Source organism: Pseudomonas sp. MEJ108, from assembly GCF_030208985.1.
Lineage (GTDB): Bacteria > Pseudomonadota > Gammaproteobacteria > Pseudomonadales > Pseudomonadaceae > Aquipseudomonas > Aquipseudomonas fragariae.
This window is the reverse complement of sequence record NZ_JARVSW010000049.1, coordinates 1-14,931: the sequence shown is the minus strand read 5'-3', so window position 1 is coordinate 14,931 and position 14,931 is coordinate 1. Positions and strand designations below refer to the sequence as shown.

The following is a 14,931-nucleotide window of genomic DNA, read 5'->3' as shown; positions in this document are numbered from 1 at the left end:
CTGTCAGTTGCGCCCGTCGGGCAGGATCAGGTCGCGCAGGCCGTCACCGACCAGGTTGATGCCCAGCACCAGCACCATCAGGGCGACGCCGGGGATGGCGATGACCCAAGGGGAAAAGAACATGTACGGTTTGCCCTCGGCGATCATCAGCCCCCATGAAGGAATGGGCGGCTGCACGCCGACCCCGAGAAACGAAAGCGCCGACTCGAGGAGGATCGCGTGAGCCATTTCCAGCGTAGCGACGACGATCAGCGCACCGACCAGATTGGGCAGGATTTCACTGGCCAGAATGCGCAGCGTCGAACAACCCAAGGCCTGGGCCGAGGCGACGTATTCAGCGTCGCGAATCTGCTGCACGGCAGCGCGCACCACCACGGCAAAGCGGTCCCAGAGCAGGCAGCCAAGCAACACGATCACCACTTTCAGCGAGCCACCGATCAAGGATGCCGAGGCCAGCGCGATCATCACCACCGGCATCGCCAGGCGGGTGGTGATCAGGTAGCTGATCAGTGCATCGGTCTTGCCGCCAAAGTAGCCGGCCAACAGGCCCATGATGGTGCCGATGATCCCGGAGATCAGCGCGGCCGAGAAGCCGATGAACAACGAGATGCGTGCGCCGTAGAGCAGGCGCGACAGGTAATCGCGGCCCAGTTTGTCGGTGCCCAGCACGTAGTCCCAGGTGCCGTTGGCCATCCACACCGGCGGTTTCATGCGCAGCATCACGTCCTGCGCATAAGGGTCGTAGGGTGCCAGCCAGGGCGCGAATAGCGCGCCAAGCAGGATGACCAGCAGCAGTACCGCGCCGATGGCGAAGCCGCGATGCGCAAAGCTGCTGCGTAACGTGCGCCAGACGCTGCGCGCCGGAGGCTGGTAATCGTTGATCAGCAGCGGCGATGAGGTGGTTGTGCTCATGGGGCCTCCTATTTCACGCGGATGCGCGGGTCGAGCAGTGCGTTGAGCACGTCGGCCAGCAGGGTGAGGACGATGTAGATCACCGCGATCAACAGCACGACCGCCTGCACCACCGGGAAGTCGTCACGGGCAATTGCGTCCCAGGCCAGCTGGCCAATGCCCTGCAGCGAGAAAACCGTCTCGATGACCACCGAACCGCCGAGCATGAAACCGAATTCCACGGCGGCGAGGGCCACCACCGGAATCAGCGCGTTGCGCAGCGCATGCTTGAACAGCACGGTGGCAGGGCGCAGGCCCTTGGCTCGTGCGGTGCGGATGTAATCGGAGTTGAGCACGTCGAGCATGCCCGCACGGGTCAGGCGCATGATCGCCGGCGTGGCGTAATAACCGAGGGCGATGGCCGGCATCACGAAGTGCGCCCAGGTCGAATTGCCGGATACCGGCAGCCATTTCAGGGTGACCGAAAACACCACGATCAGCATCAGTGCGAACCAGAAACTCGGCATGGCCTGACCCAGTACTGCGATGCTCAGTGCCAGGCGATCAATCCACGTGTCACGTTTCACCGCGGCCAGCACGCCCAGCGGAATGGCGATCAGCAGCGCAATACTCAGGGCCATCGCACCCAGCCCGAGGGTGATCGACAGCCGTGAGGCGATCAGGTTGTAGACCGACTCCTGAAAGAAGAACGAGTCGCCCAGATCAAGACGCACCACGTCGGCCAGCCATTCGAAATACTGCGTAACCAACGGCTTGTTGAGGCCGTACTGCACGCGGATCTGTTCGATCTGCTCGCTGCTGGCTTCCGGCCCGCCGATGGCAGTGGCCAGATCGCCGGACAGGTGCAGCAGGGAAAAGCTGATCACCGACACGGTAATCGCTACGCACAGGGCAATACCCAGGCGGCGCAAGAGAAATCCGAACATGGCAAGTGACCTTGTGTTCAGGGAATGACGGGGTGGCTGACCCTGCTGCAAGGCGCGGCATGCGCCTTACAGCCAGGCTGGCCGACTGGCCTGGGCAAGTGCTTATTTCCAGCTCGACAGTACGAAGCGCGGCAGCTCGTCCGGGTAAGGCTTGAAGTTCAGGTCCGAGACGTATGCGTAGTTCATCGAGTAGTTGAACAGCGGCGCCCAGTAGGCCTGCTCGCTGATGCGCTGCAACGCCTTGCGGTAGTTATCCTTGCGCACCTGCGGGTCCAGCGCGTTGTCGGCGGTCTGCAGCCAGCCCTGGACTTGCGGGTCCTTGATGTTGTCGTCGGGGTTGCCCTTGAACCAGGTACCGGCCGACGCCGAGGTGTCGAGGATCGAGAACGATCCCCACGCCTGGAACGACATCGGTACCTTGCCGCCGCGCTGCTGATCACGCAGGGCGGCGTATTTCAGGTAGCGCAGCTTGGCGTTGATGCCCACGGCGCGCAGGTTGCCGATGATGGCTTCAACGTAGTCGCGGTCGCGGTAAGCGAAGATTTCGGTTTCAAAGCCGTTCGGGTAGCCGGCTTCGGCGAGCAGCGCCTTGGCCTTTGCCGGGTCGTAGTTGTAGACCGTGGCGGCGGTGGTGTCACAACCGAACTGGCCAGGGTAGCAGGCGACTTGCAACGGCTTGCTTTCGCCGCCGACCAGTTGCGAAGCCAGCCCGTCCCGATTGATCGCGTAGTTGATCGCCTGACGTACTTTCAGGTGCTTCATCGGCGAATCGGCGCTGGAGGTGCCGCGCGCGTCGAGAATCAGAAAGCCGATGCGCATGGTCGCACCGCTGGTGACCACCAGATTGGGCATGGCCTTGAGGTTTTCCGCCTGATCCGGCGCCACCCGCCAGGTCCAGTCGACGCCACCGGTCATCAGCTCGGCCAGACGCGTTTCGGCATCGGCGATCACCCGAAAGTTGATGTGCCCGATCTTTGGCTGACCTTGCGGGCTGTCCTTGAAGTAGTCCGGGTTCTTGTCCATTTTCACGCCTTCGCCGGTGGCGATGGCCGTCACCTTGTAAGGCCCGGTGCCGATCGGTTTACGGCTGAAGCCTGCCAGCCCGACTTCTTCGAAATATTTTTTCGGAAACATCGGTACGGCGTTGGAGAGGTATTCCAGCGCAGGCGGGAAGGGCTTTTTCAGGTGCAGACGAACACTGTAATCGCCCAGTTTTTCGGCGCTCTTGATCCAGTCGACGTTTTGCACGGTGACCACCTTGGACTCGGGAGACACCACATAATTGAGGGTGAACACCACGTCATCTGCGCTAAACGGGTCGCCGTTGTGAAACTTCACGCCCTGGCGCAGCTGGAAATCGATGGTGGTGTCGTCGACCTGTTTCCAGCTGGTGGCGAGCATCGGTTGGTACTCGCCATTGTCCGGGTTGCGATAGACCAGGTTGTCCCAGATCAGGCGACCGAGGATCACGCCTTCGCGCAAGTCGTTGTGATAGGGGCTGATGTTTTCCGGTTCGCTGTCGGAGGCGTAGACCAGTGTGTCGTCAGCCTTGCCGGCCAGGACGGAGAAACTGCTGAACAGGCTCAATAGCGCGATGCTGCGAGCGAAACCCTTGATTCCCATGCCGTCGTCTCCAAAAGGCAAAGTGGATGTATCAAAGGGCAGTGGGTCGCAAATGCGAGAAGGAGGAAGCAACGAGGCCGCAGTGTTCTTTTGATTGGGTTGTTTTGATGAGTTGCGCCTCGACACGACTCTAGGCAAAGCGTATCAATGCCACAAGCACAATATTTCGAACCTTTCATTGCTGAAAAGGCAACGCAGGAGCAGCGATGCAACTCTACGGCGTACAGTCCACGGCCTTGCGCTACTTCCTCGAAGTGGCGCGGTGCGGATCGATCAGCGAAGCCTCGATCCGCCTCAATGTTGCGTCTTCGGCGGTCAGTCGACAGATCAGCAAACTGGAGCGGGAACTGGATGCGCTGCTTTTCGAGCGTCAGGCGCGCGGCATGATGCTCAGCGAGGCGGGCGTCCGCCTGGCGGCCTATGCGCGCAAATCACAGCTTGAGGCCGAGCAGGTGGTGCTGGAAATCACCGAGCTGCAAGGCCTGCAGCGTGGACATGTGCGCATCGCCTGCTCGGAGGGCTTTGCCCTGGATTTTCTGCCGCAGTGCATTGCGCGCTTTCGGCGACAGTATCAGGGCATCCATTTCTCGATGGAGGTCTGTGCCCCGGCGCAGGCCACCGAACGGGTGCGCTCGGGCGATGCAGACCTGTGCCTGACCTTCAGCCTGACGCCGCAGAACGAAATCAAGGTCGAGCACATCCACAGCGGCGCGATCTGCGCAGTGGTCAGTCATAACCATCCGCTGGCCGCACGCAAGGAGGTCACGCTGGCCGAATTGCAACCTTATGCCATCGCCCTGACCAATACCGACACGACCTTGCGCCAGTTGTTTGATATCTGTTGCGGTGTGCAGGGTCTGCTGTTCGATCCGGTGCTGACCAGCAATTACATCGGCGCCTTGTTGCGGTTTGTTCGGGAGGAGGGCGGGATCAGCCTGTCCAGCGAGATGACGCTGGACAAACGCGCCCATGAAAAACAGCTCAAATCGCTGCCGATCAGTGACGATGGTATGAAGGCACGGCGTATCGAGTTGCAAAGCATGGCCGGGCGCAACCTGCCGGCGGCAGTCGCTGCCTTTCGTGATTTTCTGATCGAGGAGCTGGCAAAGACCTGAGCCGCTGGTGGTAGTGCGGGAGCGCTGTGTGGAGTAAGTGACCTTTGGTTGATGAAGCTGGCGAGCTTAATGTTATAGTGTAACGAATTTATGGCCGTGCACTGTACGGCTGTGAACCGCCAACTTCAGGCTTCGCCCGCGTGGTGAAGTTCGCCAACGAGACGAACGACGCACATGAACAAACCTCTCCCGGATGTTGCCCTGACGGAAATTTCCCCGGCGCTGGTGTCACTCGACTGGGTCGGCATGCAAGGTGTGGAAGTGCCGATCAGACTGGCTGAAGCAAGCATTCGTCATCCTGTTCACGCGCATGTCGATCTGCAGGTCGATCTGACCGACCCGAGCGTCAAGGGCATCCACATGTCGCGACTCTATCGGCTGCTCGACGGCTATGCCGAGCGCCAGATCGTCAGCCCCGATACGCTGGCTGCCTTGCTGGAAGCCATGGTCGAGAGTCACCTCGACTGCCATTCCAGCCACGCCCGGTTGACGCTGAGCTTCAATCTGCTGTGCCGTCGACCGGCGTTGATTACAGAAGGGCTCAGCGGCTGGAAATCCTACCCCGTGAAGCTCGATGCCACCTGGCATGCCGGTCGGCTGTGCCTCGACAGTTCGGTGGATATCACCTACTCGTCCACCTGCCCGTGCTCGGCCGCACTGTCTCGCCAATTGCTGGAAGAGGCATTTGCGGCGCGCTTCGGCAGGCAGTCGTTTGTCGATCCGATGCAGGTCGCGACCTGGCTGCGCGAGAACGCATCGTTCGCCACGCCGCACAGCCAGCGCAGCGTTGCGACGGTGCAGGTACGGGTGGCAGAGCAGGCGGCCGAACTGGGCTTGATGACGCTGATCGACCTGGTAGAGCAGGCGCTGGGCACCCCGGTGCAAACCGCCGTCAAGCGTGCCGACGAACAGGCCTTTGCGCGGCTCAACGGCCAGAACCTGATGTACGTCGAAGACGCCGCACGCAAGGTCCAGCAAGCACTCGAAGGCCGCTATGCAGCTTCCAGCGTCAGTGTCCGTCACTTTGAAAGCCTGCATCCGCACGATGCAGCCGCCCAGACTTCCAACTACCTGTCCTGAGGTTTCATTCCGTGATCCGTAAAAATCCTTCCGGCCATCTGCCGGTCATTGCCGAGTCCGCCTACATCGATAAAACCGCGATCATCTGCGGTAAGGTGATCATCAAGGACAACGTGTTTGTCGGCCCCTACGCCGTGATCCGCGCCGACGAAGTCGATGCCACCGGGGACATGGAACCGATCGTCATCGGTGCCAATTCCAACATCCAGGATGGCGTGGTGATCCATTCGAAATCAGGTGCTGCAGTCACCATCGGCGAGTTCACCTCGATTGCCCACCGCTCTATCGTGCACGGACCTTGCATAGTCGGAGATCGCGTGTTCATCGGTTTCAATAGCGTGCTGTTCAATTGCCAGGTCGGCAAGGGCAGCGTGGTCAGGCACAATTCGGTGGTCGACGGTCGCGATTTGCCGGAGCACTTCTATGTGCCGTCCACCACCCGGATCGGGTCGGGCACTGACCTTTCGCAATTTCCGCCGGTGAGCATTTCGGCTTCGGAATTTTCCGAAGATGTGGCGCGCACCAACATTGATCTGGTACGCGGCTACAAGGCGCTTCAGAACGAGTTTTGAAGCGCTGCGCGCCAGCGGCAAGCGGCAAGTTATAAGCTGCAAGCTAGAGGCTAAAAGCTTGAAGCTTGAAGCTTTCCACTTGCAGCTTGCAGCTTGCAGCTTGCAGCTTGCAGCTACAAGCCATTAGCCCCCCCATCACGGACCTTGGACTTTTCATGACAACAGCTGTTCACCCCCCTCGAGCGCCGGCATCCCGGCTTCGCTCAATCGATGCTCTGCGCGGGCTGATTATTCTTTTCATGTTGCTGGACCATGTGCGGGAAACCTTCTTTCTGCACCGTCAGGTGCTGGACCCTATGGACATCACGGCCACCGAGCCTGAGCTGTTCTTCAGCCGCACGCTGGCGCATTTGTGTGCGCCATTGTTCGTGCTCCTTACCGGGCTTTCCGCGTACCTCTACGGCGAGAAATACCAGGGCAGAAGCGACGTGTCGGCGTTCCTGCTCAAGCGCGGGCTGTTTCTGATCGCGCTGGAATTCACCCTGGTGAGCTTCGCCTGGACCTTCGAGTTCCCGCCAACCGTCATCTACCTGCAAGTGATCTGGGCCATCGGCCTGAGCATGGTGGCGCTGTCGCTAATGGTGTTCCTGCCGCGCTGGGCACTGGTGGTCATCGGTGTGGTGATCATTGCCGGACACAACCTGCTGGACACGCTGCATTTCGGCGTCGAGTCGGCCATGCACATCCCGTGGGCGATTCTGCATGATCGCGGCTGGATCGAGGTGTCGGACAACCTGCGTTTCCGTACCTCATACCCGCTTTTGCCGTGGATCGGCATCATTGCGCTGGGCTACGCTGCCGGGCCATGGTTTGTCTCCGGTTTCGATGCCGCAACGCGTCAGGCGAAACTCTGGACCTGGGGCCTGGGTGCGCTGGCGGGTTTCGTGATTCTGCGCATGATCAACGGCTACGGCGAAAAGCCGTGGAGTGTTGGCGAGACCGGCCTGCAAACCGTCATGAGCTTTTTCAACATCACCAAATACCCGCCATCGTTGCTGTTCATCAGCCTGACGCTGGGGATCGGCATGCTGATCCTGATCGGGTTCGAGCGCAGTCAGGAGAAAAGCTGGTTGCGGCCGTTGGTAGTACTCGGTTCAGCACCGATGTTTTTCTACCTGCTGCACCTGTACGTGCTGAAGATTCTGTACCTGATCGCTCTGGCCATCTGGGGTGCGAATCAGGGCAAATACTTCGGCTTTGACCACATGTGGGGCGTCTGGCTGACCTCGGTGGTACTGGCTGTTCTGCTGTTCCCGGCAGTGCGCTGGTTCGCCGCGCTCAAGGCCCGGCGTCGGGATATCAGCTGGCTGAAGTACTTCTAGTCCCGGCAACAGCGGTGCGCCTGCTGGCGTACCGCTTCTCGCCTGGCGTCAGTCTCCGTGCGCCCCGTAATTCATGATCGACAGCAGTTTGATCGGCACCTGCACCAGTTGCTCGGGGCCATGGGGGATGTCGCCGTCGAAGGTCAGGCTGTCACCGGCCTGCATCGGATACAGCTGGTTGCCGTGGCGGTAGATCAGTTCGCCTTCCAGCAGGTGTAGAAACTCCGTGCCGGGGTGTGAAAAGGTCGGAAACTCTTCGCTGGCATCGTCCATCGTCACCATGTACGCCTCGAAACTCTTCTTCGGCCCACGGGTATGGTTGAGCAGGTGATAGGTGTGGCCTTTCTCGGTGCCGCGCCTCACCACTTCGAGTCCTTCATCGGCCTTCACCAGCAGGGCACTGCTGCCTTGCTGGTCGTACTGGCTGAACAGTTTGGACATGGGCATGCCCAGCACGTCGCACAGGCGGCTGAGGTTGTCGAGACTGGTAGAGACCTGCGCGTTCTCGATCTTGCTCAGCATGCCCTGGCTGATACCGGCGATGCGCGCCACGTCGGCGAGCTTCAGTTCCTGAGCCTGGCGCTGACGCTTGATCTGAATGCCCAGGTACTGCTCGAGCTTCAATTTCGGATGAGGGTCGGTCGGCATGTTCATCGGCTTTGCACGGTTTCCGTTCAATAATTTTTATTTCGCACTGGGAATGTGCATTTCGATGCGGCCGTGGTGTGGCCGGGTTGCAGATTATTCCCAGAGGGAAAACGAGTTTCCCATATAAACAGCTGAATTACCCCTCCTGAGTGGCTTCGTTCGATTGGCATACCAAACTGGCAAGCGCCTTGCATTCCTAAAGAGAAAGTAACTTTCCTGCTCGGAATATATCCCGAAAGGCAGTGAACAGCGGCCCTTCCCTGAAACGTTTTGCTTTTGCCAGGAGACACGTCCCATGTTGCCACCCGAAACACAGCGTCTGATCGAACAGCACGGCATCAAGTACGTACTGGCTCAGTTCGTCGACATTCATGGTTCGGCCAAGACCAAATCGGTTCCTGTGACAGGTCTGGAAATGGTTGCAGAGGACGGTGCCGGCTTTGCCGGTTTCGCGATCTGCGGCATGGGCATGGAGCCTCATGGGCCGGACTTCATGGCCAGGGGTGATCTGTCGTCGCTGACCCCGGTGCCATGGCAGCCGGGCTATGGACGGGTGGTGTGCATCGGCCATGTGGATGGCAAACCCTGGCCCTATGACAGCCGCTATGTGCTGCAGCAGCAGGTCGAACGCCTCAGTCAGCGTGGCTGGAGCCTCAATACCGGCCTGGAGCCCGAGTTCAGCCTGTTCAAGCGCGATGTCACCGGCAGCCTGCAGATGGTCGATGCCAGCGATAACCTCGACAAGCCTTGCTACGACTACAAGGGGCTGTCGCGCTCTCGCGAGTTTCTCGAGCGCCTGACCGAGGCATTGCAGCCGGTGGGTTTCGACATCTATCAGATCGATCATGAAGACGCCAACGGCCAGTTCGAGATCAATTACACCTACAGCGAGGCCATGGAATCGGCTGACCGTTTCACCTTCTTCCGCATGGCCGCCGGTGAGATCGCCAATGACATGGGCATGATCTGCTCGTTCATGCCCAAGCCCGATCCCAAACGGGCCGGCAATGGCATGCACTTTCACTTGTCGATCGCCAGTGCCAGTAACAAGAACCTGTTCCACGATGCCAGCGATCCGAGCGGCATGGGGTTGTCGACGCTGGCCTATCACTTCGCTGCGGGCCTGCTGGCTCACGGGCCTGCGCTGTGCGCCTTTGCGGCACCCACGGTCAACTCCTACAAACGCCTGGTGGTCGGCAATTCACTCTCGGGCGCCACCTGGGCCCCGGCGTTTATTGCCTTCGGTGCCAACAACCGCTCGGCGATGGTGCGCGTGCCTTATGGCCGTCTGGAGTTTCGTCTGCCCGACGCCGGGTGCAATCCGTATCTGGTCAGCGCCGCAATCATTGCCGCAGGCCTGGACGGTATCGACCGGCAACTGGAGATCGATCACGTCTGCAACGAGAACCTCTACAAATTGAGCCTCGAAGAGATCGCCGCACGGGGCATCAAGACCCTGCCGCAGTCGCTCAACGAAGCCTGCGACGCGCTGCAAGCCGACCCGTTGTTTGGCGAAGTGCTGGGCAGCGAGATTGTCGATGAATTCATCCGCCTCAAGCGCATGGAGTGGGTGGAATACAGCCGCCACGTGAGCGATTGGGAAGTGAAGCGCTATATCGAATTTTTCTAGCGGCAAGTTTCAGAGAGCAGCTGCAAGTTTCAAGCGGCAAGCTGCAAGAAGAGGCTGGATTGCGGCGTGTTTGATTTCTCTGTCTACGCGGTTGGTTTTTAGCTTGCAGCTAAAAGCTTGCCGCTCCCGAACAAGGTGAGGCGTATGTGCGGAATCGTTGGTTTGTATCTGAAAAACCCGGCGCTGGAGTCGCAACTCGGCAAGTTGTTCGAGCCGATGCTCGAAGCCATGACCGACCGCGGACCGGACAGTGCCGGGTTCGCCATCTATGGCGATGAAGTGGCGCAGGGCTGGGTCAAGCTGACCTTGCAGGCCACCAGCGAACAGTATGATTTCACGGCGCTGATTGCGGCGCTGCAAGACAGGTTGAGCGCGCAGCTGGACTGGTTTCAGAACGCCAGCGCCGTGGTCTTGAAGATTCAGGCAGAAGAAGCCCCGGTGCGCGCCGCGCTGGCGGAACTGGCACCGACCGTGCGCATCATGAGTGCCGGGCAGAGCATCGAGATCCTCAAGGGCATGGGCCTGCCGCGGGAGATTTCCGAACGCTTCGGTCTGGCGTCCATGAAAGGCAGTCACATCATCGGCCACACGCGCATGGCCACCGAAAGCGCCGTGACCATGGAAGGCAGTCACCCATTCTCGACGGGCTCCGACCTGTGCCTGGTGCACAACGGCTCGTTGTCCAATCACTTTCGTCTGCGCCAGAACCTGCGCCGCGAAGGCATTCACTTCGAGACCGACAACGACACTGAAGTGGCCGCCGGTTATCTGGCCTGGCGTCTGCAACAGGGCGACAGCCTGAAACAGGCGCTCGACAAGTCGCTCGAAGACCTCGATGGCTTCTTTACCTTCGCCATCGGCACACGCAATGGTTTTGCGGTGATTCGCGACCCGATCGCCTGCAAACCGGCGATCCTTGCCGAAACCGATGACTACGTCGCCATGGCCTCGGAATACCAGGCGCTGTCCAGCCTGCCGGGGATCGAAAACGCCAGGGTCTGGGAACCGGTCCCGGCCACCATGTACATCTGGGAACGCGAGCCAGCCGAGGGAGCACGCCCATGAAAACCGTCGATCTTTCCAGCGCCACCGTGCGTGATCTCAATCAGGCCCTGCACGATCAGGTCAAGGAACTGCAGGACCGCGAATGGCTGGTCACGCATCCCGATGGCGCGCACAACCTGGCGGTCGGCGTCAACGAAGCCATCTCCATCGATATCCAGGGCCACGCGGGTTACTACTGCGCGGGGATGAACCAGAAAGCGTCGATCACCGTGCACGGCAACGTCGGTGTCGGCTGCGCGGAAAACATGATGTCCGGCGCTGTGCGGGTCAAGGGCAGCGCCTCGCAGGCAGCCGGCGCAACGGCACACGGTGGCTTGCTGGTGATTGAAGGCGATGCCGGGGCGCGCTGCGGGATTTCCATGAAAGGCATCGACATCGTGGTCGGCGGCAGCATCGGCCACATGAGCTGCTTTATGGGCCAGGCCGGTCGGCTGGTGGTCTGCGGCGACGCCGGCGATGCGCTGGGCGACTCGCTGTATGAAACGCGGATCTACGTCAAAGGCAAGGTCGAGTCACTGGGCTCCGACTGCATCGCCAAGGAGATGCGTGAAGAGCATCTGCAGGAGCTGCAGGAGTTGCTCAATCGCGCGGGCTTCAACGAGAAGGCAGCGGATTTCAAACGCTACGGCTCGGCCCGTCAGCTGTACAACTTCAAAGTCGATAACGCCTCCGCGTACTGATCCAGGAGCATTACCATGAGCGACCCTATCAGCCACAAACCTGCTCCAGTCCTGCGCGAGTCGGCCACCTTCGATCGCCTGACCATTCAGGAAATCCAGCGCGCTGCGGAAACCGGCATCTACGACATTCGCGGTGGCGGCACCAAGCGCAAGCTGCCGCACTTCGACGACCTGTTGCTGCTCGGCGCCAGCGTGTCGCGCTACCCGCTGGAAGGCTATCGCGAGAAATGCGGCACTGACGTGGTGCTCGGCAATCGTTTTGCCAAAAAGCCGTTGTACCTGAAAATCCCCGTGACCATTGCCGGCATGAGCTTCGGCGCGTTGTCGGCCAACGCCAAGGAAGCACTGGGCCGTGGCGCGACCATCGCGGGGACCAGCACCACCACCGGCGACGGCGGCATGACCCCGGAAGAGCGTGGCCAGTCGCAGCATCTGGTCTATCAATACCTGCCATCGCGTTATGGCATGAACCCGGACGACCTGCGCAAGGCCGATGCCATCGAGATCGTGCTGGGGCAGGGCGCCAAACCGGGCGGCGGTGGCATGTTGCTGGGCATGAAAGTCACCGAACGGGTGGCTGGCATGCGTACCTTGCCAGTCGGTGTCGATCAGCGTTCGGCATGCCGTCACCCGGACTGGACCGGCCCTGACGATCTGGCGATCAAGATTGCCGAGATTCGCGAGATCACCGACTGGGAAAAACCGATCTACGTGAAGATCGGTGCCAGCCGTCCCTACTACGACGTGAAACTGGCCGTGAAAGCCGGCGCCGACGTGATCGTGCTCGACGGCATGCAGGGCGGTACGGCGGCGACTCAGGAAGTGTTCATCGAACACGTCGGCATCCCGATTCTGCCTGCCATCCCCCAGGCCGTGCAGGCGTTGCAGGAAATGGGCATGCACCGCAAGGTGCAGTTGATCGTCTCCGGCGGCATCCGCAACGGCGCCGACGTGGCCAAGGCCATGGCGCTGGGTGCCGACGCAGTGGCGATTGGCACGGCGGCACTGATAGCGCTGGGCGACAACCATCCGCGGCTCGACGAAGAACTGAGAAAAATCGGCTCGGCAGCGGGTTACTACGACGACTGGCAAAACGGCCGCGACCCGGCGGGCATCACCACCCAGGACCCGGAACTGTCCAAACGTCTCGACCCGGTCGAAGGCGGCCGGCGCCTGGCCAACTACCTGCGCGTACTCGTCCTCGAAGCCCAGACCATGGCCCGCGCATGCGGTAAATCACACCTGCACAACCTCGACCCGGAAGACCTGGTGGCACTGACCGTCGAATCAGCAGCCATGGCCCGCGTGCCCCTGGCCGGGACATCGTGGATTCCCGGGTCTGGTTCTGGTTACTGACGCCATGACGTGCTTTCGAAGGCGATGTACTGACTGACGCCATAACGTGCTTTCGATCACGATGGCACAGACGACACAAATTGCGACGTAAGTGACGGCTGAGGCCTGGCGCTGATCCGGGGGGAACTCGGCAGGACGCCGAGTTAGCCGCACCGGGCCATGGATGGCCAGTTGCGGCGACCCCCGGATCAGTGACAGGGCGAAGGAACCCGACGAAGTCGGGCCGGAAACGGAGCTGCGGGCTTTGCCTACTTTGGCCCCATCAAAGTAGGTCGCCGAAGGGCGAAAAGGTGACCTGAGTCGAACCCCAATCCACCTGAAAAAGAAAAACCGCCGTGTGACGCAGAGCGTCACGAAATGCATTACCACGCGGAGCATGGGAACGAGCGTCGCAATGTGATTTTTGATCACGTTGGCACCCGCGAGAATCGAGTGTATCCCTACGGAGTGCATGACGATGAACCCTCAAGAGGCCAAAGAGCCTCGCCTTTCTGAATAACCCTCTTTGCTGCCAGACACTTTCCATTCATTTGCGGGAGCTTTGAACATGGTCAATCGTCTACACGGCAAATCCCTTACAGCCTTACTCGCGCTCGGCGCCTTTGCTCCGATTGCGCAGGCAACTGACGCCCCCGTCCTGAACACCGGCAGCACAGCCTGGATGGTCACCGCAGCCGTTCTGGTCCTGTTCATGTGCCTTCCGGGGCTGGCACTCTTCTACGGCGGTCTGGTACGGGCCAAGAACATGCTGTCGCTGTTTACCCAATGTTTCGGCATTGCCGGAGTCGTGGGCGTGCTGTGGGTCATCTATGGCTACAGCATGGTGGTGGACACTAGCAACATGGTCGAAGGGCAAGTGAGTTTCAACAGCTTCGTGGGCGGTCTGAGTCGTGCTTTTCTAGCCGGCATGACGCCCGACAGCCTGGTCGGTGATATCCCTGAAGGGGTGTTCGTGACCTTTCAGATGACCTTCGCCATCATCACTCCGGCGCTGATTGCCGGAGCCTTCGCCGAACGCATGAAGTTTTCTGCGGCGCTGCTGTTCATGGCGCTGTGGTTCACCCTGGTGTATGCGCCTGTCGCGCATATGGTCTGGGGTGGCGCCGGCGCCTTGATGCACAACTGGGGCGTGCTGGACTTCGCCGGCGGCACCGCAGTGCACATCAATGCCGGTGTCGCGGCACTGGCGGCATGCCTGGTACTGGGCAAGCGCAAGGGTTATCAGAACACCCCGATGCCGGCGCACAACCTGAGCCTGACCATGGCCGGCGCAGCCATGCTCTGGGTCGGCTGGTTCGGTTTCAATATCGGTTCCGGTGGCGGCCTGAACGGCACGTCCGGCATCGTCATGCTCAACACGCAAGTGGGGGCGTGCGCCGGGATACTTGGCTGGATGTTCACCGAGTGGTTCAAGGTTGGCAAGCCCAGCGCGCTGGGTCTGGCAAGCGGTGCATTGGCGGGTCTGGTCGGCATCACCCCGGCGTGTGCCTACGTCGGAGTGGGCGGAGCACTGGCCATCGGCGTGCTGTGCGGAGTGTTCTGCTACCTGAGCGTGACCGTGCTGAAAAAACGCCTGGGCTATGACGACAGCCTCGACGTCTTCGGCCTGCACGGCATCGGCGGCATGATCGGTGCTGTACTGACCGGCGTGTTCTGCGTACCCGCACTGGGCGGTCTGGTGCCCGATGTCAGCATGGGCGCCCAAGTGATTGCCCAGATCAAAGGCGTGCTGTTCACCACCGCCTACTGCTTCGCGGTCAGCTGGATCATCCTCAAAGCCGTGCAGGCACTGATCGGCCTGCGCGCTCACGAGTCAGTCGAAGAAATGGGCCTGGACCTGGCCGAGCACAACGAACGGGCCTACAACCATTGAGAGGGCTGCCGGCCAATGTCATGCCTTGCGCGAGGTCGCTGCATATACAAGCGCTTTTCTATCGCGATGGCACAGACGACGCAGAGTGCGACGTTAGTGACGGCTGAGTCCTGGCGCTGATCCGGGGGT

The 14,931-nt window shown here is 60.6% G+C and carries 13 protein-coding genes; 9 read left to right on the top strand and 4 right to left on the bottom strand.

Annotated features, from left to right (window positions below):
* Nucleotides 1–3: 3 nt before the first annotated feature.
* The 3 genes from QRN50_RS20345 to QRN50_RS20335 form a co-directional block, all read right to left on the bottom strand.
* Nucleotides 4–912 carry an ABC transporter permease gene (locus QRN50_RS20345; protein ID WP_003408073.1) on the bottom strand — a complete coding sequence of 303 codons (909 nt, stop codon included), beginning with the start codon at nucleotides 910–912 and terminating at the stop codon, nucleotides 4–6.
* 8 nt (nucleotides 913–920) lie between these two features.
* Entirely contained in the window at nucleotides 921–1,838 is a 918-nt protein-coding gene (locus QRN50_RS20340; protein WP_003348343.1) for an ABC transporter permease, read from the bottom strand.
* A 102-nt stretch (nucleotides 1,839–1,940) separates the two neighbouring features.
* Entirely contained in the window at nucleotides 1,941–3,461 is a 1,521-nt protein-coding gene (locus QRN50_RS20335; RefSeq protein ID WP_058399486.1) for an ABC transporter substrate-binding protein, read from the bottom strand.
* A gap of 206 nt (nucleotides 3,462–3,667) precedes the next feature.
* On the opposite strand from QRN50_RS20335, the gene QRN50_RS20330 reads away from it, so the two are divergent.
* The 4 genes from QRN50_RS20330 (at nucleotide 3,668) to QRN50_RS20315 (ending at nucleotide 7,550) form a co-directional block, all read left to right on the top strand.
* Complete coding sequence (locus QRN50_RS20330; protein ID WP_058399487.1) at nucleotides 3,668–4,576, top strand: LysR substrate-binding domain-containing protein; 909 nt, start codon at nucleotides 3,668–3,670, stop codon at nucleotides 4,574–4,576.
* Nucleotides 4,577–4,750: 174 nt separating this feature from the next.
* On the top strand, nucleotides 4,751–5,656 hold the full coding sequence (gene folE2, locus QRN50_RS20325) for a GTP cyclohydrolase FolE2 (RefSeq protein WP_058399488.1): 906 nt from the start codon (nucleotides 4,751–4,753) through the stop codon (nucleotides 5,654–5,656).
* Between the two features lie 11 nt (nucleotides 5,657–5,667).
* Entirely contained in the window at nucleotides 5,668–6,228 is a 561-nt protein-coding gene (locus QRN50_RS20320; protein ID WP_003408086.1) for a gamma carbonic anhydrase family protein, read from the top strand.
* Between the two features lie 155 nt (nucleotides 6,229–6,383).
* Nucleotides 6,384–7,550, top strand: a complete 1,167-nt coding sequence (locus tag QRN50_RS20315) for an acetyltransferase domain-containing protein (protein ID WP_003408090.1) — start codon at nucleotides 6,384–6,386, stop codon at nucleotides 7,548–7,550.
* A gap of 48 nt (nucleotides 7,551–7,598) precedes the next feature.
* Here QRN50_RS20315 and QRN50_RS20310 read toward each other — a convergent pair whose 3' ends face one another.
* Nucleotides 7,599–8,204, bottom strand: a complete 606-nt coding sequence (locus QRN50_RS20310) for a helix-turn-helix domain-containing protein (RefSeq protein ID WP_003423969.1) — start codon at nucleotides 8,202–8,204, stop codon at nucleotides 7,599–7,601.
* Nucleotides 8,205–8,493: 289 nt separating this feature from the next.
* On the opposite strand from QRN50_RS20310, the gene glnT reads away from it, so the two are divergent.
* The 5 genes from glnT to QRN50_RS20285 all read left to right on the top strand — a co-directional run bounded on the left by glnT (nucleotide 8,494) and on the right by QRN50_RS20285 (nucleotide 14,802).
* Complete coding sequence (glnT, locus tag QRN50_RS20305) at nucleotides 8,494–9,828, top strand: type III glutamate--ammonia ligase (protein WP_011267555.1); 1,335 nt, start codon at nucleotides 8,494–8,496, stop codon at nucleotides 9,826–9,828.
* A gap of 144 nt (nucleotides 9,829–9,972) precedes the next feature.
* The gene (locus QRN50_RS20300) at nucleotides 9,973–10,893 is read left to right on the top strand and encodes a class II glutamine amidotransferase (protein WP_011267556.1); all 921 of its coding nucleotides are present in this window, start codon (nucleotides 9,973–9,975) and stop codon (nucleotides 10,891–10,893) included.
* Nucleotides 10,890–11,573, top strand: a complete 684-nt coding sequence (locus tag QRN50_RS20295) for a GltB/FmdC/FwdC-like GXGXG domain-containing protein (RefSeq protein ID WP_003367221.1) — start codon at nucleotides 10,890–10,892, stop codon at nucleotides 11,571–11,573. Before QRN50_RS20300 ends, QRN50_RS20295 begins: the two co-directional genes overlap by 4 nt.
* Nucleotides 11,574–11,588: 15 nt before the next feature.
* Nucleotides 11,589–12,929, top strand: a complete 1,341-nt coding sequence (locus QRN50_RS20290) for an FMN-binding glutamate synthase family protein (protein WP_003367224.1) — start codon at nucleotides 11,589–11,591, stop codon at nucleotides 12,927–12,929.
* A gap of 547 nt (nucleotides 12,930–13,476) precedes the next feature.
* Nucleotides 13,477–14,802, top strand: coding sequence for an ammonium transporter (locus tag QRN50_RS20285; protein ID WP_058399489.1), 1,326 nt, complete (start codon nucleotides 13,477–13,479; stop codon nucleotides 14,800–14,802).
* Nucleotides 14,803–14,931 lie beyond the last annotated feature (129 nt).

Bases quoted from the DNA above. Each gene is read 5' to 3' on its own strand.
- QRN50_RS20315 (WP_003408090.1), top strand. From the start codon at position 6,384: ATGACAACAGCTGTTCACCCCCCTCGAGCGCCGGCATCCCGGCTTCGC.
- glnT (WP_011267555.1), top strand. From the start codon at position 8,494: ATGTTGCCACCCGAAACACAGCGTCTGATCGAACAGCACGGCATCAAG.
- QRN50_RS20310 (WP_003423969.1), bottom strand. From the start codon at position 8,204: ATGAACATGCCGACCGACCCTCATCCGAAATTGAAGCTCGAGCAGTAC.
- QRN50_RS20340 (WP_003348343.1), bottom strand. From the start codon at position 1,838: ATGTTCGGATTTCTCTTGCGCCGCCTGGGTATTGCCCTGTGCGTAGCG.
- QRN50_RS20300 (WP_011267556.1), top strand. From the start codon at position 9,973: ATGTGCGGAATCGTTGGTTTGTATCTGAAAAACCCGGCGCTGGAGTCG.
- QRN50_RS20330 (WP_058399487.1), top strand. From the start codon at position 3,668: ATGCAACTCTACGGCGTACAGTCCACGGCCTTGCGCTACTTCCTCGAA.
- QRN50_RS20295 (WP_003367221.1), top strand. From the start codon at position 10,890: ATGAAAACCGTCGATCTTTCCAGCGCCACCGTGCGTGATCTCAATCAG.
- QRN50_RS20290 (WP_003367224.1), top strand. From the start codon at position 11,589: ATGAGCGACCCTATCAGCCACAAACCTGCTCCAGTCCTGCGCGAGTCG.
- folE2 (WP_058399488.1), top strand. From the start codon at position 4,751: ATGAACAAACCTCTCCCGGATGTTGCCCTGACGGAAATTTCCCCGGCG.
- QRN50_RS20335 (WP_058399486.1), bottom strand. From the start codon at position 3,461: ATGGGAATCAAGGGTTTCGCTCGCAGCATCGCGCTATTGAGCCTGTTC.
- QRN50_RS20285 (WP_058399489.1), top strand. From the start codon at position 13,477: ATGGTCAATCGTCTACACGGCAAATCCCTTACAGCCTTACTCGCGCTC.
- QRN50_RS20345 (WP_003408073.1), bottom strand. From the start codon at position 912: ATGAGCACAACCACCTCATCGCCGCTGCTGATCAACGATTACCAGCCT.